Source organism: Intrasporangium sp. DVR, from assembly GCF_040365325.1.
Lineage (GTDB): Bacteria > Actinomycetota > Actinomycetes > Actinomycetales > Dermatophilaceae > Intrasporangium.
Genome location: NZ_BAABZW010000017.1, coordinates 1 through 19418, shown reverse-complemented (window position 1 = coordinate 19418; position 19418 = coordinate 1). Strand labels below are relative to the sequence as shown.

Genomic DNA, 19418 nt, shown 5'->3' with positions numbered 1-19418 from the left:
GCTGGATTCAGCGTGTCCAAGAACCAGGGTCAGGCCCCGGCGATCAAGGAGCTCGGCACCAACGGGGGCGGGTACTTCAACGCCAACTCTGCGCACCCCTTCGAGAACCCCACCCCGCTGACCAACCTCGTCGAGATCTTCTTCCTGCTCGTCATCCCCTTCTCGCTGCCCCGGGCCTACGGCGTCCTCGTCGGCGACAAGCGGCAGGGCTGGGCGGTCCTCGGGCTGATGGCGTCGCTGTGGGGCCTCATGCTCGCCGTCATCACCGTGTCCGAGACCCGCGCCGCCCAGCAGCCCCTCGGCGCACTCGAGGGCAAGGAGCTGCGCTTCGGTGTGTGGGCCTCGAGCCTCTTCGCCGCCAGCACCACGGGCACCTCCTCCGGCGCCGTCGACTCGATGCACGAGAGCTACAGCGCCCTCGGTGGCGGCGGCGCGCTCGCCTCGATCCTCCTCGGGGAGATCTCGCCGGGCGGAGTCGGCAGCGGGCTCTACGGCGCCCTGGTCATGGCCGTGCTCACGGTCTTCGTCGCCGGGCTCATGGTCGGCCGCACCCCGGAGCTGCTCGGCAAGACGATCGGCCGCCGGGAGATCACGACGACGTCGCTGGCCCTGCTCGTCATGCCGGCGCTCGTCCTGACGTTCACCGGTATCGGGGCGGTGGTTCCGTTCGTCCGGTCCCAGCTGAGCGCAACCGGTCCCCACGGGCTCACCGAGCTGATGTACGCCTATGCCTCGGCCGCCAACAACAACGGCAGCGCCTTCGCCGGTTTCCGAGCCGACACCCCCTACGTCAACCTCACCCTGGCCTTCGCCATGGCCGTGGGGCGCTACCTTCCCATGCTGCTCGTTCTGGCCCTTGCGGGTTCCCTTGCGGCGCAGCGACGTCGACCATCAGGGGCGGGCACGATGCCGACGCACACGCCGACCTTCGTCGGCCTGCTGATCGTCATCTCGCTGATCGTGGCCGGCCTGACCTTCTTCCCCGCCCTGTCCCTGGGGCCCATCGCGGAGGCGCTCCCATGACGTCCTTGCTCCGCCAGTTCACCTCGACCTTCCCCGAGGCCGTCCGCAAAACCGACCCGCGGCACCTGCTGGGACAGCCGGTCGTCTTCGTGGTCTGGGTCAGCGCCGTCGTCACGACGGTGATGGCGCTGGCCACACCGAGCTGGTTCGCCTGGCTCGTCACCGGCTGGCTGTGGGCGACCGTGCTCATGGCCAACATCGCCGAGGCCGTCGCGGAGGGCCGCGGGCGGGCGCAGGCGGCGACACTCCGGGCCACCCGGCGGGACACGCTCGCCCACCGGCTCCTGCCCGACGGGAGCACCGAGCAGGTGCCCGCCTCCGACCTCCACGTCGGCGACCTCGTCGTCGTCGGCCCGCGCGAGGTGATCCCCGGCGACGGCGACGTCGTCGAAGGCATGGCGACGGTGGACGAGTCCGCCATCACGGGCGAGTCCGCTCCCGTCATCCGCGAGTCGGGCGGCGACCGGTGCGCGGTGACCGGCGGGACGACCGTCCTCTCGGACCGGATCGTCGTCAGGGTCACCGCGAGACCAGGCGAGACGTTCATCGACAAGATGATCGCGCTCGTCGAGGGCGCGGCCCGCCAGAAGACCCCGAACGAGATCGCCCTGACGATCCTGCTCACGGTGCTGACGATCATCTTCCTGCTGGCCGTCATGGCGATCCAGCCGCTCGCCGTCTACTCGGGAAGGGCCCAACCCGGGATCGTCCTCGTCGCCCTGCTCGTCTGTCTGATCCCCACGACGATCGGTGCCCTGCTGTCGGCGATCGGCATCGCCGGCATGGACCGGCTGGTCCAGCACAACGTGCTCGCGATGTCCGGCCGGGCCGTCGAGGCCGCCGGGGACGTCTCGACCCTCCTGCTCGACAAGACGGGGACCATCACCTTCGGCAACCGCCTCGCGACCGAACTGCTCCCCGCGCCCGGTGTGGCGGCGCGAGAACTCAGCTCAGCGGCATACCTCTCCTCGTTGGCCGACGAGACGCCGGAGGGACGGTCGATCGTGGACCTCACCCTGCCGTCGGTGCCTGCGGAGGACGTCACCGACGTGCGCACCCTCATCGCGCAGGGCGCGACGACACAGGAGTTCTCCGCGCAGACCCGCATGTCCGGCGTGGACCTGCCCTCGGGGTCGACCCTGCGCAAGGGCGCCGCCGATGCCGTATGCCGCTGGGTGGCCTCCACGGGAGGAAGCACCGCCGACGGGGTGGCCGGGTCCGTCGAGCTGATCGCCCGGACCGGCGGGACGCCGCTCGTCGTGGCCGCGCGCAACGGGCAGGGTCCGGCGCGGGTGCTCGGGGTCGTGCACCTCAAGGACGTCGTCAAGCCGGGGATGCGGGAGCGCTTCGACCAGCTGCGCGCCATGGGGATCCGCACCGTGATGATCACCGGCGACAACCCGCTCACTGCGGCGTCGATCGCTGCCGAGGCCGGGGTGGACGACTTCCTCGCCGAGGCCACCCCGGCCGACAAGATGGCCCTCATCAAGCGTGAGCAGAAGGGCGGTCGGCTCGTCGCGATGACCGGGGACGGGACGAATGACGCACCGGCCCTCGCCCAGGCGGACGTCGGCGTCGCGATGAGCACGGGCACCTCGGCGGCCAAGGAGGCCGCCAACATGGTCGACCTCGACTCGGACCCGACCAAGCTCATCGACATCGTCGGCATCGGCAAGCAGCTGCTGATGACCCGCGGCGCGCTCGCGACCTTCTCCATCGCGAACGACGTCGCCAAGTACTTCGCGATCATCCCGGCGATGTTCGTCACGGAGTTCCCCGGTCTCGAGGCGCTCAACGTGATGCAGCTCGCGACCCCGAAGTCGGCGATCCTCTCGGCCGTGGTCTTCAACGCGCTCATCATCCTCGCTCTGATCCCCTTGGCGCTCAAGGGGGTCCGCTACCGGCCGGCCGGAAGCAGCCAGGTGCTGCGGCGAAACCTGCTCATCTACGGGCTCGGTGGCATCGTCGCCCCGTTCATCGGGATCAAGCTCATCGACCTCCTCGCGTCCCACCTCCCCGGAATGATGTGATCTCCGTGCCGTCGATCAGGGCCCGACTGCTCGCCCGCCAGCTCGTCGCCTCGGTCAGGGTGATGGCGGCCTTCACCGTCCTGCTGGGGCTCCTCTATCCCCTCGCCGTCTGGGGCACCGGTCAGCTCGTCGCGCGGGACCAGGCCGCGGGGTCCCTCGTGCGGGTCGACGACCGCGTCGTCGGCTCCGCGCTGCTCGGCCAGCAGTGGACCGGGCCGGAGTGGTTCCACGGGCGTCCGTCGGCGTCCGACTACTCCGGCGACGTCAGCGGCGGGACCAACCTCGGGCCGGGCGCGCCCGTCGAGGGTGCCGTGGCGCGGCGGCGCATCAGGATGGACCTCGGCGACGGTCCGCAGCCCCCGGACGCGCTGACCGCCTCGGCCAGCGGGCTCGACCCCCACATCTCCGTGGCGAATGCCGAGGCGCAGGTGGCGCGCGTGGCGGCGGCACGGGGGCTGCCTCCGGAGGTGGTCGGCGGGCTCGTGGTCGACGCGACCGAGGACCGGGCGCTCGGCTTCCTCGGCGAGGAGCGGGTCAACGTGCTGCGGCTCAACATCGGCCTGCGTGGGCTGTCCGGCTCGTAACGCCCACGGACACGCACGGACACGCACCGGCACCCACGGACACCCACCGACACCCAGGGCGCCCACGGACACCCACGGCGCCCGCCGACTTGAGAGGATCACCGTATGGCACGCGGCCAGCTGCGCATCTATCTCGGGGCCGCGCCCGGCGTCGGCAAGACCGTGGCGATGCTCGACGAGGCGCACCGCCGGCTCGCACGGGGCACCGACGTCGTCGTCGGGTTCGTCGAGACGCACGGCCGCAGCCACACCGCCCACATGGTGCACGGGCTCGAGGTCGTCCCGCGGCGCACCGTCACGCACCGGGGCACCACTCTCGAGGAGCTCGACACCGCGGCAGTCATCGCGAGGCGCCCGCGGGTCGTGCTCGTCGACGAGCTCGCGCACACCAACGCCCCCGGCTCGCCGCACGAGAAGCGCTGGCAGGACGTCGACGAGATCCTCGACGCCGGCATCGACGTGCTCTCGACGGTCAACATCCAGCACCTCGAGTCCCTCAACGACGTCACCCACTCCATCACCGGAGTGCGCCAGCGGGAGACCGTGCCCGACCAGGTCGTGCGCCGCGCGGAGCAGGTCGAGCTCGTCGACATGACCCCCGAGGCGCTCCGGCGGCGGATGGCGCACGGCAACGTCTACCGGCCGGAGAAGGTCGATGCGGCGCTCGCCAACTACTTCCGCGTCGGCAACCTGTCCGCCCTCCGCGAGCTCGCCCTGCTGTGGCTCGCCGACCGGGTCGACGAGGCCCTCGAGCGCTACCGCGCCGACCAGGGCATCGCGGCGCCGTGGCCCACGCGGGAACGCGTCGTCGTCGCCCTGTCCGGAGGGCCTGAGGGCGAGACGCTGCTGCGCAGGGGTGCCCGTATCGTGTCGAGGGCTGCCGGTGGCGACCTGATCGCGGTCCACGTCGTCGCAGCGGACGGGTTGGCCACCGACGACCTCGCCGAGGTGGAGCGCCTCCGACGCCTGACGACAGAGCTCGGCGGCGAGTTCCAGACGGTCACCGGGGAGAGCCGGGCCGAGGCCATCCTCGACTATGCCCGCGGGATCAACGCGACACAGGTCGTCGTCGGCGTCAGCCGCAGGTCGCGGTGGCACGAGGTCCTCCGGCCCAGCGTCGCCTCCGCGGTCGCCGACGGCTCGGGCGACATCGACGTGCACCTCGTCACCCACGAGGAGGCGGGCGGCGGGCGGCGGGCCCGGGCTCCGGGCCTTCTCTCCCCCGGCCGACTCGCGCTGGGCTGGACGCTCGCCACCGTCGGGATCGTCGTGCTGTCGGTGATCCTCGTCGCGACGCAGGAGAGCCACCAGCTCTCACTCGAGGTGCAGCTCTACCTGGCGCTGACGATCGGGTGTGCGCTCGCCGGGGGCATCTGGCCGGCACTCTTCTGCGCGGTGGCCAGCTCGCTCGTCATCAACTGGTTCTTCACCGAGCCGCGCCACACCCTGACGATCGACCACCCGCCCAACGCGCTGGCCCTGCTCGTCTTCGTCCTCGTCGCCATCGCCGTCTCGTCCGTGGTCCACGTGGCCGCGCGTCGGACCGAGCAGGCCATCGCTGCCCAGCGGGAGTCCGAGGCGCTGGCCAGTCTGAGCCGGGACCTGCTCGCGGACCCCGCGCCGGTGCCGACCCTGCTGAACCGGGCGCGCACCGCCCTGGACATGGACGTCGTCGTGCTCGCCTGCCCTCCGGACGGAGCGCTCGACGCGCCACTGCACGTCCGGGCGAGCACGGATCCCGACCTTCTCCCGGGCAGCGCCCTGCCGGCCCGGAACTGGACGATCGACGAGAGCCTCGAGGACGGGGCGCGCCTGCTGATGGCGGGACCGCCGCCGCCCGCGGGGACCCGCCGCCTCCTCAGCGCCTTCGCGGCCCACGCGACGGTGCTCCTCGGACGGGAGCGGCTCATGGCGGCCGAGCGGGTGGCCTCGGGGCTGGCCCGCGACAATGCGGCCCGCACGACGCTCCTCGCGGCCGTCTCCCACGACCTTCGCACACCCCTGGCGAGCATCAAGGCCGGGGTCTCGATGCTGCGTCAGCCGGGGGTCACGCTCGACGCCTCCGATGAGGGAGAGCTGCTCGAGTCGATCGAGGAGTCGGCCGACCGGCTCGATGCCCTCATCGGCAACCTGCTCGACCTCTCCCGCCTGCAGACGGGGGCCGTCCGAGCACGGCGGGACGTCGTCGACCTCGGGGCGGCGGTGGAGGCGGCCGTCCAGGGCATCGGTGCGGGTGGTCAGCCCGGGTCGCCCGAGGGCATCGAGGTCGACCTCGACGACGTGGCGGCCGTGGCCGACCTCGGGCTGCTCGACCGGCTGCTGGCCAACGTCGTGGAGAACGCCGTCCGACACTCAGGTGGCGCCCCGGTCCGGATCACGGCCGGTGCCGTCGGCGACCGCGTCGAGGTGCGGGTCGCCGACCGCGGTCCCGGCGTTCCGGAGCCGGACAAGGAGCGGATCTTCGCCGCGTTCCAGCGGGTCGGGGACACTCCCAAGGGCGAGGGGGTCGGGCTCGGCCTGGCCGTTGCGCGGGGGCTCACCGAGGTCATGGGAGGCTCGCGGACGGCAGAGGACACACCAGGAGGTGGCCTGACGATGGTGCTCTCACTCCCCAGGGCGGACGGGATCGCTCCATGAGCCGCGTGCTCGTCGTGGACGACGACCCGAGACTCCAGCGGACGCTGGCCATCGCGTTGCGAGCGCACCAGCACGAGGTCGTCACGGCCAGCGACGGGCGGACCGCCCTGCAGATCGCCATGGAGGACCCACCGCCGGACATCGTCGTGCTCGACCTGGGGCTTCCCGACCTGGATGGGACGGAGGTGCTGCGGCGGCTGCGGCGGGTGAGCAACGTACGCGTCATCGTGCTGTCCGCACGCCACGAGAGCGACGACAAGGTCGAGGCCCTGGACCTCGGGGCCGACGACTACGTCACCAAACCCTTCGGGATCGAGGAGCTGTTGGCCCGGATCCGAGCGGCGGCACGCCGGGCAGGGGATCTCGCCAAGGAGATCGGCATCCTGAGGACGGACCGGATCGAGCTCGACTTCGCCGAGCGCCGGGCGACCGTCGAGGGTGCCGAGGTCCGCCTCACCCCGACCGAGTGGCGGCTCCTCGAGACGCTCTGCCGCACCCCGGGGCATCTGGTCACGCAGCAGGAGCTGCTGCGCTCGGTGTGGGGGCCGGCCTACGGCCGCGAGTCGAACTACCTACGGGTCTATGCCAACCAGCTGCGCCGCAAGCTCGAGGCCGACCCGGGTCGCCCGCGGCACCTGATCACCGAGCCGGGGCTGGGCTACCGGTTCAGTCCCTGACCGTCAGCTCCTCCCACGCTGAGGCGCCGGGAGCATCGGAGCCGACCCCGCTGGGAGGTGCCGTATGCCGCTGGGCCAGCTCAGCGGCATACGGCTGCTTCGCTGTGGGCTGAGTCCGTTGACGTGGACGCCGTGGCGAGCAATCCTGATTACATGATTACTGAGCAAGTGACTGAGCGGGTCCGCGGCTGGTTCACCGGCCGCCTACCCGAGGAATGGCAGCAGGCAGCGCCCGAGATCACCGTCGACCGCGAGGAGATCACGGTGGTCCTCACGATCGACGACGTCGACCTGCCCGACGGCTCGAGCGACGCCGAGCGCGCGGAGGCGCGGGCCGGACGGGCCAAGGCGTTCCGCGAGGACACGCGGGGACGCCGGATCGAGATCGCCCGCGAGGCGGAGCACCGGTTCGACCGGAAGGTGTCGTGGGCCGTGCGGGTCGGCGACCGGACCGAGCTGTTCACCCACGTGGCCGCGCCGGCGATGACGCGGCTGCGCCAACGCGAGCGGCTGGTCCTCGACACCCTGGTCGACGCGGGTGTGGCGCGGTCGCGGGCCGACGGGCTGGCGTGGTGCGTGCGGCTCGTCGGGCAGCACGAGTCGGACTGGCTGACCGAGCTGCGCGAGGCGATGACGCACGTCGCGGACGTGCGCAGCAAGGGCCCGGCGGCCTGAGGGGGCCTCCGGGCCAGGGCGACGGGGCCTCAGCCCTCGTTGTGCTCGCCCTCTGGCTGGTCGGCCTGCTCGCCCTCGGACTCCGGGGAGGTCTGGACGGCGGAGATCTCGAACTCGAGCGTGATGCGCTCCGAGACGAGGACGCCGCCCTTGTCGAGGGGCATGTTCCACTCGAGCCCGTAGTCACGGCGGTTGATGCGGCGGGAGCCCTCGAAGCCCGCGCGGAGCGCACCGAACGCGTCCGTCTGCACGCCGAGCAGCTCGAGGGGGATGGTCACCGGCTTGGTGACGTCGCGGATCGTCAGGTGGCCGGAGATGACGTAGGCGCCGTCGCCGACCTCCTCGACCTGGGTGCTCTCGAAGGTGATGTCGGGCCACTTCTCCACGTCGAAGAAGTCGGCGCTGCGCAGGTGGTTGTCCCGGTCGTTGTTGCGGGTGTCGACGCTCGCCGCCTTGAGGACGACGCGGGCACTCGACTTGGACATGTCGTCGAGGTCGGCGTGGAAGTAGCCCTGGACGTCGTTGAACGAGCCACGGACCGTCGTCACCATGGCGTGCCGCGCCGAGAATCCGATGCGCGTGTGAGCGGGGTCGAACTCCCAGTCACCGCTCAGGGTCGAGTCGTCGGCCATGCGGTCTCCTGTGTGTCGTGGGTGTCGTGGGTGTCGTGCGTCGTGGCTCGTGGGTCCGTGCGGGTTGTCAAACGAAGTTGAAGGTTTCATGTCGGAGCGCGTACTCGCAAGTTCGCGCCACGTGGTGGTATCGGTACCCAGACTCACTCGATCGTCATCAGCCAGCCAGTCGAGGCCTCCTGCCCTCTCCTGCCGCTGCGCAAATTCCTTTCGTGAAGGGCCCCCCGTGAGGGGTTTTGGACCTTAGAGTGCGAGCACCCCCAACCAGAGTTTCCGGAGGCTCATCCATGCGCTCGAATCGCGCCCTCGCCGTGACGGCTACCGCCGCACTGGCCCTATCCCTGGGAATGGCGGCTTCGTCAGCGGCCCAGCCCGAAGCCAACACCCGTCAGTCAGCGCCGGAGGTCGACAGCAGCTTTGCGCTCGTCCGGCTGGCGAGCGAGCCGCTCGCCACCAACCCGCGCACCGCGCCCGAGAAGGGCAAGAAGATCGGCTTCGCCAACCAGGCGGTCAAGGCCGAGCGCGACCGCATCAGGGCAGAGCAGACGGCCTTCAAGGACTGGCTGCGCGTCAACGCCCCCAAGGCGAGGGTCACCAAGCAGTTCGACGTGGCCGTCAACGCCGTCGGCGTCCAGCTCAACGGCACCTCCCTCAGCACGGTCCGCTCCGCGCCCGGCGTCACCTACGCCGAGCTCCAGGGCGTCTTCACCCCGTTGGCGCACGAGGACCCCGACCTCGAGCTCGTCGACGCACTCGAGGGGTGGACCGCCGTCGGCGGCGCCGCGGAGGCGGGCAAGGGCGTCAAGGTCGCCATCATCGACAGCGGCATCGACGTCACCCACCCGTGCTTCGACGACACCGGCTACCCCGCGGTCACGCCGCTCGGCGACGCGAAGTACACGAACAACAAGGTGATCGTCTCGCGCACCTACGGCAACAAGGTGGCGAAGAACGGCTTCGACGGCCGCGACCTCAACGGGCACGGCACCCACGTCGCCGGGACCGTGGCGTGCAACGCGCACACCTCCGCCGTCGTCGACGGCACGGTCATTCCGTACGCCCCGTCCGGCGTCGCACCCGCGGCGACCCTCGGGTCGTACAACGTCTTCCCCGGCACGGCGGGCTCGGCGCGCTCCGAGGACATCCTCGAGGCGATGCAGGACGCCTACGTCGACGGGTTCGACGTCGCGAACATGAGCCTCGGCGGTGCCCGGAACGACGGCGGCGGCGCCTTCCTCCTCGACAATGCCGTCGACAACCTCGACAGGGCCAACATGGTCGTCGCGGTCGCGGCCGGCAACGAGGGCCCCGGCTACTGGACCGTGCACTACCCGGGTGCGGCCCCGCGGGCGCTCACCGCTGGTGCGAGCACCGTCGGGCACGCGCTCGTCAACACGGTGACCGTTGCGGGCACCGACTACGACGTCGTCGTCGGTGACTTCGGGAAGCTGACCGAGGACATCACGGCCCCGCTGGCCGTCGCCAAGGATGCTGCCTCGGGGCACCCGCTCGGGCTCTCGCTGGCCTGCAACGGCTCGCCGCTGCCGAACCTCGCAGGCAAGATCGCGGTCATCGGCCGCAACGTCTGCACCTTCCAGGAGAAGATCGACAACGTCACGGCCGCCGGGGCCGTGGCCGCCATCGTCGTCAACCGCGAGGACGCCCTCCTCACCATGGCCGGAGACCAGAGCGGGGTCGTGTCCGTCATGGTCACCAAGTCCGACGGCGCCCAGATCATGGAGCACGACGGCCAGGACGCGACGATCAACGCCAACATGCTCTACAAGTCGATCCCCGAGGCGACCAACCGGATGGCCTCCTTCTCCAGCCAGGGTCCGACCCACGGCGACCTGCTCATCAAGCCCGACGTCGTCGCTCCCGGCGCCGACGTGCTGAGCGCGCAGCCCGCCTGGGCCTGCGGCACCCCGCCCTGCTGGGCCATCTTCGGCGGCACCTCGATGGCCACACCGCACCTCGCCGGCATCGCCGCCGTCGTCCGCGGCGACCACCCGGACTGGAGCGCAGCCGAGGTCCGCAGCGCCGTCGTCAACACGGCCAAGCAGGGCGTCCTCCGTGACGCACTCACTGACACAGTGACCAACGACGCCCTCAAGGTCGGCGCCGGCCTGGCCGACACCGACGCGGCGCTCGCCAGCCAGGTCGCACTCGACCCGGTGAGCCTGTCCTTCGGGGCGATCTCCAGCGGGTCCGGCCGCAGCGTGACCAAGTCGTTGGTCATCACCAACACCAGCGGGGCTCCCATCTCCGTCGGTGTCGCGGTTGCCAACAACCCTGCCTCCGGTGTCACCTACTCGGTTTCCGGCGGCACGGCCACCCTGGCGGCAGGTGCCAGCACCACGGTTGCGGTCACGGCATCCTCGGCCAAGGGAGCGGCAGACGGCTTCTACCAGGCCCAGCTCAACGTCTCGGTCGCAGGCACCGTCGTGTCCCACGGCATGCTCTTCAACATCGTGGGCAGCGGTGTCGCGGCACCCGGCCAGCACCAGGTCCCGCCCGGCCAGAGCTGACCTGTGACGTCGCCCTGACAACGGTCGCGGTGGCCGGTTCGCCCTCGGGTGAGCCGGCCACCGTCGCTCTGTGTGTGGCTTGTGACCCTCGCTGAAGCCGGGAGGGGGTCGTGTATAGTTGGCGTCGCCCGGAGCGATCCGGGTATCTGTTTGCGCAGGCTTCGACGTGATGCGCAGACCCGGCCAGGTAGCTCAGTTGGTACGAGCGTCCGACTGAAAATCGGAAGGTCGGCGGTTCGACCCCGCCCCTGGCCACTCACAAAACCGCTGGTCAGCGCCCTGCGCGGCCAGCGGTTCGTAGTCTCTGGGGGTCGTTTGATAGCGACCGTGATAGCAGCGTGCGATCTCGTGCGACAGCCGGGAGCTCATGCGAGCCGGTCTCCGAGAAGCGCCAGCGCCTTGCGCTTCTCCTCGAGTGAGGTGTGCGCGTAGATCGTCATTGTCACGTCGATGGCGCTGTGGCCGACGATCTCCTGGACGATGTGCGGGGCAACTCCCTCCGTCAACAGCAGCGTCACGCAGGTGTGCCGGAGGTCATGGAGCCGCGGCCGTGGCTCGGGCAGAATCTCGCGCACCCGGTACCAGCTGCGCCGCAGGTTGTCCGGCTCCATCGGCGTACCGACTGCCGATGCAAAGACCATGCCCGTGTCGTGCCAGTTGGGACCGGCTGCGAGCCGTTCCTTGCCTTGGGCGATCTTGTGCGCCTTGAGGGCTTCGACGACTGGTAGCGGCAGCGGCACGGTGCGACGCGACTTGCGGGTCTTGGGTGCCTTGAGCTGCAGCTGGCCGCCGACACGCTGGAGACTCTGCACCACCTGGAGGGTCTCGCCGTCGAGGTCGACGTGCTGCCACTGCAGCCCGAGCAGCTCGCCTCGACGAAGCCCGAGGTAGAGAGCGAGGACGTAGAGAGCGTGGAGCCGCTCCGTCTTTGCGGCCGCCAGCAGCTTCTTCGCCTCATCGGGCTTGAGCCCCTGGCCGACGACGTACTCCGGAGCCGGGACCTGGACGAGCTTGGCCACGTTGCGGGTGAGCAGCTCGTCGCGCATCGCGTTCTGCAGGCCCGCGCGAAGGACAGCGTGGGCGAATTGGACGCCCCGCCGTTGCATGCCGGCGGCCGCGAGGTGCTGGCACATGAGCCGGACGTCGCGAACTGTGAGTGCCCGAAGCTTCTTCTTGCCGATGCGCGGGCCGAGGTGCAGCCGGACAACGAGCTCGTAGCCCTGGTAGGTCTTGGGCGCTCGGTTCGGCTTGACCACCGTCTCGAGCCAGTGCTCGAGGTACGCCTGGACGGTCCAGTTCTCGACCGCCACCAGTACGCCAGCGTCCAGCTCCTTTTGCAGAGCTTCAAGCTTCTTGCGGGCCTCGGGCCGGCTGCGACCGTAGACGACGACGCGCTTGCGCCCGCCCGTGTTCGTGTCGGCGTACGTCGCACCGACCCAACGCCCACCCTTGGTCTGGTAGACCGAGCCCTCTCCGTTGGCGCGCCTGGTCATGCCGACTCCTCGACCATCCGCTCGACCATCTCCTGGCACGCTTTGACCGGCACGAGGCGACGCCGGCCGATCTTGATCGAGGCGAGGATGCGCATGCGCATGAGGTCGTAGATCGTCGACCTCGTGACGCCAAGGATCTCGGCGGCCTCTTCTGGACTCAACAGCAGCTTCTCCACTCCACTCACCTTCTCCCACTTGGCTCTTCATGAAGTTCGGCGCAGGGTCGACTCAGTGCGCGCGTGCGAGAGCCGCCGATCTGACTGCCTGGGCTGCCTGGTCGAGCGAGAGGTAGCCGCGCCCGACGTAGACGAAGCTCGACACGATCTCGAAACCCTCGGGAGCCTCCTCGTCGAGAATCTCCCTGATGTCTGCGTCGGGCGCGAGCGCCGCGGGCCGGCTCTTGAACAAGCGGCGCGCACGCCGGATCTGCCCGAACGTCACGGAGTAGAGCCGCGACTTGGTGATCGGGTGGCCGCGGTAACCGAGCGTCGAGTATCGGTCAGCGAGCCGGGCGTACTCCTCGCCCTCACGGCTGAGCCGCTGGGCGGCCTCGATGATCCGGACGACGTGAGGCGTCGCGCCCAGGAGCCGAGCATGCGCGGCCGAGCCGACGGCGCTGGAGAGGCCGAAGTCCTCCGCCGTCTTGGTCAGGTACTTGGCCAGGTACGCGGCCACCTGCTCAGGGTGCACCCGCTTGCCGCCCCGTGACGCGTCGCGGCCGGCGCCTTCGCTAATCGTGCGGGTGTCGGCCTGAGTGCCCCAGCGCAGTCGGTACGACGTGCCGTCGAGCAGCGGCGCGGAGTCAAGGTGCACCGCAGCGGCCGCCGTTGCGATGGCGGCCTCCAAGTCGTCGACGGTCAGCGGCAGCGCGCCGGTGGGTCCCTCCGGGCCGAGGGGGCCGTCGAGCCGCACGGGTGCGTGCACGTGGACGAGTCCGCGGGCCTGGAACTCGGCGACCTTCGAGTAGGAGATGCGGCATGCCTTGCGGAATTGAGTGATCTTGAGGCCAGCCCGTTTCGCCAGGTCTCGTTGGAGGGCGATGGTGAAGCGGCGCCACAGCTCGGGCGCGTACCACTGCCAAACGACGTGCCCGACGTAGTCGTAGCACTCCCAGCAGAGCGGCTGGCCGACCTGCGGGTCCTCAGGAACATGCCGCTTGCGGCACCACATCGGGCGACCGTGCGGGCACACGGGGTGGTCTCGACGAGCACGACACGGCCCCTTGTCCCTGACCCCGTGGACGGCTCCGAACGAGGGGGCGGTCAACGTCACGAAGGTGCAGGGTCGGTCGGCAACCGACTCGGGGATGCCCTTGCCGCCCGCCAGCCCGCACATGAGCAGGTGCCAGGCGTCGCCCTTGTACTCGTGGCTGCAGGTCGGGCAGACGCTGGCGCGACGGTTGTTGCACTTGACGTACGTGTGGCCGTCGAGCTCGTCGCTGGAGCTGTAGAGGGTCTGGGCCTCCCCGGTCGCCGTGTTCACGAGCTGCTTGGAACCTTGCAGCCGAACGGGTCGCGAGCACCCAGAGGCCCGTCGCTCGGCAGACTCGAGGCCGGCCGACCCAAGCAGCGAGTCGGTCGGTCCCGAGTTGCCTTGTACCGCAGTCATCCTCGCCCCTCGGCGGGCTGAGCGAGTTGGACCACATCGCTGTACCGGTCACGCGAAAATCGGGCAACCGTGTCCTTCACGTCATCGTCGGACATGTATGCCGCCCGCACCCTGACCGGTTCCCGGACGCCTTCCAGCACGACGTAGCCCACGCCGGGAAGGCTCGCCGGGATCTGGTCGCACTCGGCGCCCCGGAGGCGCGCAGACCGGCCCAGGACCATGTCGACCTGCACGTCCTCCAACAGCCGCAATGCGATTCGCGACGGGAAGAGGTCACGGAAGCCGACGACGTCCTTGCCCGGGTCCTGCACGGCCGCGACGACGAGCACCCCTGGCGCGCGGCCTTGCGACAGAAGCAGCTGCAGGGCGGACTCGGCACGCCGCTTGAGGTCGCGGTCACCGACGTACGCCGTCAGCGCCGCCATCTCGTCGACGAGAACAACTACCAGCGGGTCACCGGGCGACGGGACGTGGACGCGCTGCCCTTCGAGCCGCAACCGCTCGGCGCGGAACCGCATGAACGACACAGCCTCTTCCAGCAGCTGGACCATCGATGCCGGCGAGTCATAGACGAACCGCTCGAAGAGCCCCGACGACGGCGTCAGTTCCATGCCGCCCTTGGGGTCAATGGCCCACACCTCGACCGAGCCGTCACGAATGCCAGGTCCCATGGCGCGAAGCATCGACGCCATGACCGAGCCCTTGCCTGAGCCAGTGGCCCCCGCGACGAGGAGGTGGCTTCCCAGCAGCCGAAGTCTCCAATCCCCTCCGCCCTCGGTTCTTCCGATGGGCAGCGCGGTGAGGTCCACTGAGGCAGGTGGTGTGATCGCGGGAACGATCTCGGCCAGCGAGTCGCCGTGGGTGAACTCGAGCCACAGACGGCCCGGACGGTCGAGCACCACCCGACACCGAACCGACGAAAACGTATGTGCCAGTTGGCTTGTCGCGTTCTCGTACTGCTCCGGCGACTGTCCCGGAAGGATCTTCACCAGAACTCGGTCAACATACGGGGTCGAGACCACGCGTCGAATGCGAGGTAGATACTCCTCGCCGCCCATTCGCGTGTCGAGGCCACACGTGACCATCGCGGGCTGCCACATCCGCGCATAGACGAACGCTGCACGGAACGGCGAGACGACAACCCGACGGAAGGTCACCGGATGGACGCGCCACCAAACCACGAGGAGTGCCCCCACGGCGGCCGCAACGATTGCGAGGCCACGTGGACCGTGCGACCGAAGAACCACCGCAGCCAATGCCAGGACGAGCACTGCCACTGGGTGGCGGCAGGACCACACGACCAGCCGCCCGATGACCCGCGCGACGTTGACGAGAAGCAATCCCGGGAGCGACGGCCGCGATACCGGCACGAGGATCTCGCCGGAGCGCGAGCTGCGCAGGCCGGTCACCATGCCACCAGGACGCACGCTTGCCGAGCGCATCAGACTGCCCTCAGCTGCGTCATCGCCCAGGTGCCGACGGCATGGAGCGCCGCCGACAGGTATTGGCCCATGGGTGAAGCCGCGAGCGTCACGCCGAATGCGATGCGCAGCAGCGCGCCCCACGCCCTGATCGCCTTGGCCTTGATCATCAGGGCGACAAGCACCCCGAGCACGATGCAGATGGCGACGAGAGACATCAGGCCTCACTCCCCCGGTCATCAAAGCCGGCGTATGGCGTCTCTGGCGATGAGCCTGCGGGCTGCCCCGCCTCGATCACGATTCCCTGGAGCACCTCGTCCTTCTTGCACGCGAAGTTGCTCCGCTCTAGCTCGGTCGCTCGCGGGCCGAGGTTGACCAGGCGAGTGCCCTCACGGAGCAGCTGCCCGATCGCCTCAACCAAAGCCTTGCCCGTGTCCGAACGCACCGGTATCACGCGGCCTTGTCTGAGGCGGACGGTGGACGCTGGACGCCCTTGCCGCCGTCCGCGAGCGAGTCAGCAGACCAGGCCTCGATCAGGCTGCCGGACTTGACGCGGAGCTCGACGACGAGGCGGGTGAACTTCACCTGCGTGAGCGGTGCCACCTTGGGCTCGTCGAGCGAATCGACCAGCACCTTGGCGGTCACGGTCGACTTCCGGCCATACGTCTCCTGGACGTAGATGACCTCGACACGCCACAACGGCATGCCGGAGTTCTCGTTGCGGGCCGGCTTGTCGGACGGGCGACGTCGACCGTCCGCCGTCTCTTCCCACTCGAAGACCTGCTCGACGATGCCGGTTGCCGTCAGGTTGTGCCTCTCACTGTCGATCGCGTAGCTGGGCATGGTGCCCTCCTCTGATTCCCGCGCCCCGGCCTCTCCGGTGGCGACGGAACCAGACTCACCGCGTAAGAACGACACACCCCGCACACGGCTACTACCCGCACAAAAGTGCGGATTCGGGCATACCGCTCAATCGATCGCGTATTGACAGTACGTGGTCAAGCGAGAAGGTCAAGAGCCCACTCGGGCCGGAACGCGGCCGTGACCTCGTCACCTGTGCCATGTCGCGTAGGCCTGGCTTCAGCATCACCCGTCGAGGGGTCTACGAACATGACCCCTGAATTCGCCAGCGTCGCAAGGGAGTTCGCCCACGCTGGGTGACGCCAGAGGGACTCATTGACGAAGGGAACCGCTACCACGCGCGCCACCGTTCCAAGGGATTCGTTGAGCAGGCCGAGCTGGCTGTTATCGGACACTCCGGCGGCCCACTTGTTTCCCGTGTTGAAGGTCAACGGGCAGACAAGCACCGCCTCTGGCCGACGGGGTGCAGGGACGACAAGTGCTTGAGCGCCCTCGTCGAGCCAGCCGCGCGAGGACTCGGTTGCCACGAGCGAGACATCAAAGCCCAGTCGCTCGGCCGCACGGACCAGTGACACCGCGACAGAGGCCAACGGCGCACCGCACACGACGATGCTCAACGTGGCCATCTCACCGCCTAGTCGATCACCCCAGCACGAACGGCAAGGTCGTTCAGCGCGCTCGTCTGGCTCTTCCCGGACCGGGCGAGCATCTCACGGATCAGCTCGCGCACCAGTGAGTTGTAGCGCACAGCTTCTGGCGCGGTCCGCTCGGCTTCCATCAGATGCAGGGTCGCCTCGGCGTCACGCTTGCGCTGAGCCTGCGCCCAGGCGAGGTCGAGGTGCACCTGAGCCCTGCGGCTGGTCAGACCCTCTGGGAACTGTGCGGGGTCGACGTCGGCCGCGAGCCTCACAGCCTCCCCTGCGTCCCCCATCTCGGTGGCCACGGAGATCCGGTGCAACTTGACGTTCGTCGGGCCGAAGGCTGTCCACGCGTGGTTGGCGTCCTCGCCGAGCAAGCCCGCCAAGTGGTCCGCGCGATCGAGCCGAGCCCATGCCTGGTCACGGTCCATGCGGCGAGCAGCGATCACCGCAGCAATGAGCCAGAGAGCGCCAGCCACCGACACAATGGTTGGACGGTCCGACCGGGCGCCGGCCTGAACCTGCTCGGCCATTTTCACGGCGAGGTGCTCGGCATCGTCGGAACGATCCGCCCGCAGGAGCGCGCAGACAACTTGGTACGCCGCCATCCCCCTGGCCACCTTCGAGTCGATCTCCATCGCTCGGTTGGCTGCACGGTCTGCGGCGAGGAGCGCGAGATCCGTGGCCCCGAGCTTCGTTAACAGCTTCGCGGTGACCACATACGCGGACACGTACCCGAGCATGAGTTCCTTATCTCGCGCGGCCGTTGGCCCTCGCGACGCCTGGTCGACCGTGGACAGCATCGAGGCGATCTGACCGATCGCAGCCCCATATCGGGCCGCCTGATAGGTCTGGTGTGCTTGGGCAATCGTCACGCGCAACGCGGCCTGATCGATCGGGCCCTTCGGTTCGGGGTCCAGGAGGTCGTCATAGCGCGTGAAGTAGCCCCGCACTTCGTCCAGCACGTCGATCGCGGGGTCGCCGTTGGGTGCGAGCTGCCATGGTCGGCCGATCAACTTCTCTGGCTCAACGCGCAGCACCCGGCTCAGATCGAGGATGACCGGCAGGCTGTCGACTGAACGGAGCCCACGCTCCACCTGCGACAGCCAGGACTCGCTGCGCCCCACCAGTCCCGCCAAGGCAGCCTGGCTGAGCCCGCGACGGCGCCGATACGCGGACACCCGCTCACCAATTGCGCCACTTGCCATGTTCCGACCATCTCATCTACATATGACACACGCCAGTTCGGCGCGCTCAGCTTTCCGAACGGCTTGCCGAACACAGCGTCCGGCTGACGACGCATGGCCACAGGCTCGGGCGGAGGGCGTTCGGAAAAGACCCGTTTACCGAACGCCACTGCGCGGCACGACACGAAGGGCCAAGCACCTGCTGACCGTCTGCGGAGGTCAACTCGGCGCCGCTATGCGAGTTTCCGAGCTCGTTCCGCCGGGTAACCTTCGCGCCTCAGTGAGATGTATCTTGCGGCGGCCTCGAAGCTAAAATGCTCACCATCAGGATCCATGATCAAGACCTGGTCGTCCCAATCGACCAGACCACACAGAATTGCTAATCCGTCTGGCCAGCTGACGTTCACAAGATCCAGCCACTCTCGCGGCGGCTGCCCAACTCGTCGCCGATCCACAGTTAATTCGACTTTGTCCACCCCGAACAGTTCCTCCATCTTGCGGACAAATTCCGTTGCGCGTTCACCGAGGTCCAAGTTTCTGCCTCCCCTCGTCATAGAAAGCGTCCATAAGTGATATCCATCTTCTTCCCAAACACCTTGGCGCGAAGTACCGTTCGCCCGATTGCCTTCCTTCGACTAATTCTCTCGACGGTATTGACACTCCATCCGAGGGCGAACCGCCTATCCTTCCCGGGAGGATTTAGTAATCCAGGACGTCGAGCCCCTAGGGTACTGTTCCCGAAGAGACGGCTGCTTGTCCCCAGCCATCGGGAGTTTGACATTCGAGTACCGATGCGCGCGACGCTAACCATCCCGCGGACTGCTCGGTATCCCTGCCATGCCCGGTATGCCCATGCGACTCCGGCAGTGGCTGGTATGAAACTCGCTACCGTCAGTGTGACGTTGGCGATGGTTCCTCGATTTTTCCATGCCCACCGGCCCGCCGCCTTTACGCCGTTCCAGGCGCTCTTGAGCCAGCCCCATCGTCCGTCGAGGTCGAAGGCGTTGATGGGGTCTTGGGGGTAGGTGTAGGCGGTGGTGTTGCCGCCGGGGACGGGGTCGACGGAGGTGAAGAGGCCTCTTCGTGCGTTGTAGAGCCGCACGCCCATCAGGGTCAGGCCGGCGGACTCGATGCTGGTGGAGCGTTGTTTCGCGCCGAGCCAGCCGTACCCGAGGGCCCCGTCGACCTGGTCGACGTCGGCGGCGGTGACGCCGCTGGCGCCGTCGGCTGCGGTGTTGGGCAGGCCGTATTCGGTGTAGTCGGCCCAGCCGCCGATCGTGACCGCGGGGGTGGTGGCGGTGGTGCCGGCGGGGATGGTGACGGTGGTCGCGGTGTCGCCGTGGGGGTTGGCCAGCGCCATCGTCGCGGTGCCCTGCGCGTCGGTCTGAATCGCCCCGGGTTTGTCAGACGGTCAGTTCTGCCGG

Annotated in this window: 17 protein-coding genes and 1 tRNA gene; 8 read left to right on the top strand and 10 right to left on the bottom strand. The window is 69.1% G+C overall.

Annotation, left to right across the window (positions count from 1 at the left end):
• From kdpA to abmR, 6 genes are all read left to right on the top strand, one after another.
• Positions 1-1023: potassium-transporting ATPase subunit KdpA (gene kdpA / locus ABWV20_RS13580; protein WP_353355903.1), on the top strand; the 1023-nt coding region annotated here is incomplete at its 5' end.
• Entirely contained in the window at positions 1020-3053 is a 2034-nt protein-coding gene (gene kdpB / locus ABWV20_RS13575; protein ID WP_353355901.1) for a potassium-transporting ATPase subunit KdpB, read from the top strand. The genes kdpA and kdpB, both read left to right, overlap by 4 nt.
• 5 nt (positions 3054-3058) lie before the next feature.
• A complete protein-coding gene (gene kdpC / locus ABWV20_RS13570; RefSeq protein ID WP_353355899.1) occupies positions 3059-3637 on the top strand; it encodes a K(+)-transporting ATPase subunit C in 579 nt (192 codons plus the stop codon).
• A 105-nt stretch (positions 3638-3742) separates the two neighbouring features.
• Complete coding sequence (locus tag ABWV20_RS13565) at positions 3743-6274, top strand: ATP-binding protein (RefSeq protein WP_353355897.1); 2532 nt, start codon at positions 3743-3745, stop codon at positions 6272-6274.
• Entirely contained in the window at positions 6271-6951 is a 681-nt protein-coding gene (locus ABWV20_RS13560) for a response regulator (RefSeq protein ID WP_353355896.1), read from the top strand. The genes ABWV20_RS13565 and ABWV20_RS13560 overlap by 4 nt, the downstream gene beginning before the upstream one ends.
• A gap of 153 nt (positions 6952-7104) precedes the next feature.
• Complete coding sequence (abmR, locus tag ABWV20_RS13555; RefSeq protein WP_353355894.1) at positions 7105-7626, top strand: ATP-binding transcription factor AbmR; 522 nt, start codon at positions 7105-7107, stop codon at positions 7624-7626.
• A 29-nt stretch (positions 7627-7655) separates the two neighbouring features.
• On the opposite strand, the gene ABWV20_RS13550 is transcribed toward abmR, so the two are convergent.
• Positions 7656-8258, bottom strand: a complete 603-nt coding sequence (locus ABWV20_RS13550) for a YceI family protein (protein WP_353355892.1) — start codon at positions 8256-8258, stop codon at positions 7656-7658.
• A 287-nt stretch (positions 8259-8545) separates the two neighbouring features.
• On the opposite strand from ABWV20_RS13550, the gene ABWV20_RS13545 reads away from it, so the two are divergent.
• The gene (locus tag ABWV20_RS13545; protein WP_353355890.1) at positions 8546-10786 is read left to right on the top strand and encodes a S8 family serine peptidase; all 2241 of its coding nucleotides are present in this window, start codon (positions 8546-8548) and stop codon (positions 10784-10786) included.
• Positions 10787-10967: 181 nt separating this feature from the next.
• Positions 10968-11041, top strand: a tRNA-Phe gene (locus ABWV20_RS13540).
• A 110-nt stretch (positions 11042-11151) separates the two neighbouring features.
• Here the strand turns inward: ABWV20_RS13540 and ABWV20_RS13535 are convergent.
• The 9 genes from ABWV20_RS13535 to ABWV20_RS13495 all read right to left on the bottom strand — a co-directional run bounded on the left by ABWV20_RS13535 (position 11152) and on the right by ABWV20_RS13495 (position 19354).
• Complete coding sequence (locus tag ABWV20_RS13535; RefSeq protein ID WP_353355888.1) at positions 11152-12279, bottom strand: tyrosine-type recombinase/integrase; 1128 nt, start codon at positions 12277-12279, stop codon at positions 11152-11154.
• Positions 12276-12455, bottom strand: coding sequence for a helix-turn-helix domain-containing protein (locus tag ABWV20_RS13530; RefSeq protein ID WP_353355886.1), 180 nt, complete (start codon positions 12453-12455; stop codon positions 12276-12278). Before ABWV20_RS13530 ends, ABWV20_RS13535 begins: the two co-directional genes overlap by 4 nt.
• Before the next feature lie 52 nt (positions 12456-12507).
• On the bottom strand, positions 12508-13887 hold the full coding sequence (locus ABWV20_RS13525) for a replication initiator (protein ID WP_353355884.1): 1380 nt from the start codon (positions 13885-13887) through the stop codon (positions 12508-12510).
• Positions 13884-15299 (bottom strand): FtsK/SpoIIIE domain-containing protein, encoded by a 1416-nt coding sequence (locus ABWV20_RS13520; RefSeq protein ID WP_353355882.1) that lies wholly within the window; start codon positions 15297-15299, stop codon positions 13884-13886. Before ABWV20_RS13520 ends, ABWV20_RS13525 begins: the two co-directional genes overlap by 4 nt.
• A 29-nt stretch (positions 15300-15328) precedes the next feature.
• On the bottom strand, positions 15329-15526 hold the full coding sequence (locus ABWV20_RS13515) for a hypothetical protein (protein WP_353355880.1): 198 nt from the start codon (positions 15524-15526) through the stop codon (positions 15329-15331).
• Positions 15527-15758: 232 nt separating this feature from the next.
• On the bottom strand, positions 15759-16151 hold the full coding sequence (locus tag ABWV20_RS13510; RefSeq protein WP_353355878.1) for a hypothetical protein: 393 nt from the start codon (positions 16149-16151) through the stop codon (positions 15759-15761).
• A 155-nt stretch (positions 16152-16306) separates the two neighbouring features.
• A complete protein-coding gene (locus tag ABWV20_RS13505) occupies positions 16307-16786 on the bottom strand; it encodes a flavoprotein (RefSeq protein ID WP_353355876.1) in 480 nt (159 codons plus the stop codon).
• A 17-nt stretch (positions 16787-16803) separates the two neighbouring features.
• Complete coding sequence (locus ABWV20_RS13500; RefSeq protein WP_353355874.1) at positions 16804-18015, bottom strand: helix-turn-helix domain-containing protein; 1212 nt, start codon at positions 18013-18015, stop codon at positions 16804-16806.
• A 529-nt stretch (positions 18016-18544) separates the two neighbouring features.
• The gene (locus ABWV20_RS13495; protein ID WP_353355872.1) at positions 18545-19354 is read right to left on the bottom strand and encodes an RHS repeat-associated core domain-containing protein; all 810 of its coding nucleotides are present in this window, start codon (positions 19352-19354) and stop codon (positions 18545-18547) included.
• Positions 19355-19418 lie beyond the last annotated feature (64 nt).

What these genes read in the sequence shown, in the direction of transcription:
- kdpB (WP_353355901.1), top strand. Translation starts at nt 1,020, where the DNA reads ATGACGTCCTTGCTCCGCCAGTTCACCTCGACCTTCCCCGAGGCCGTC.
- ABWV20_RS13520 (WP_353355882.1), bottom strand. Translation starts at nt 15,299, where the DNA reads ATGGTGACCGGCCTGCGCAGCTCGCGCTCCGGCGAGATCCTCGTGCCG.
- ABWV20_RS13545 (WP_353355890.1), top strand. Translation starts at nt 8,546, where the DNA reads ATGCGCTCGAATCGCGCCCTCGCCGTGACGGCTACCGCCGCACTGGCC.
- ABWV20_RS13560 (WP_353355896.1), top strand. Translation starts at nt 6,271, where the DNA reads ATGAGCCGCGTGCTCGTCGTGGACGACGACCCGAGACTCCAGCGGACG.
- ABWV20_RS13565 (WP_353355897.1), top strand. Translation starts at nt 3,743, where the DNA reads ATGGCACGCGGCCAGCTGCGCATCTATCTCGGGGCCGCGCCCGGCGTC.
- ABWV20_RS13535 (WP_353355888.1), bottom strand. Translation starts at nt 12,279, where the DNA reads ATGACCAGGCGCGCCAACGGAGAGGGCTCGGTCTACCAGACCAAGGGT.
- ABWV20_RS13500 (WP_353355874.1), bottom strand. Translation starts at nt 18,015, where the DNA reads ATGGCAAGTGGCGCAATTGGTGAGCGGGTGTCCGCGTATCGGCGCCGT.
- abmR (WP_353355894.1), top strand. Translation starts at nt 7,105, where the DNA reads ATGATTACTGAGCAAGTGACTGAGCGGGTCCGCGGCTGGTTCACCGGC.
- ABWV20_RS13515 (WP_353355880.1), bottom strand. Translation starts at nt 15,526, where the DNA reads ATGTCTCTCGTCGCCATCTGCATCGTGCTCGGGGTGCTTGTCGCCCTG.
- ABWV20_RS13525 (WP_353355884.1), bottom strand. Translation starts at nt 13,887, where the DNA reads ATGACTGCGGTACAAGGCAACTCGGGACCGACCGACTCGCTGCTTGGG.
- ABWV20_RS13495 (WP_353355872.1), bottom strand. Translation starts at nt 19,354, where the DNA reads ATGGCGCTGGCCAACCCCCACGGCGACACCGCGACCACCGTCACCATC.
- ABWV20_RS13550 (WP_353355892.1), bottom strand. Translation starts at nt 8,258, where the DNA reads ATGGCCGACGACTCGACCCTGAGCGGTGACTGGGAGTTCGACCCCGCT.
- ABWV20_RS13510 (WP_353355878.1), bottom strand. Translation starts at nt 16,151, where the DNA reads ATGCCCAGCTACGCGATCGACAGTGAGAGGCACAACCTGACGGCAACC.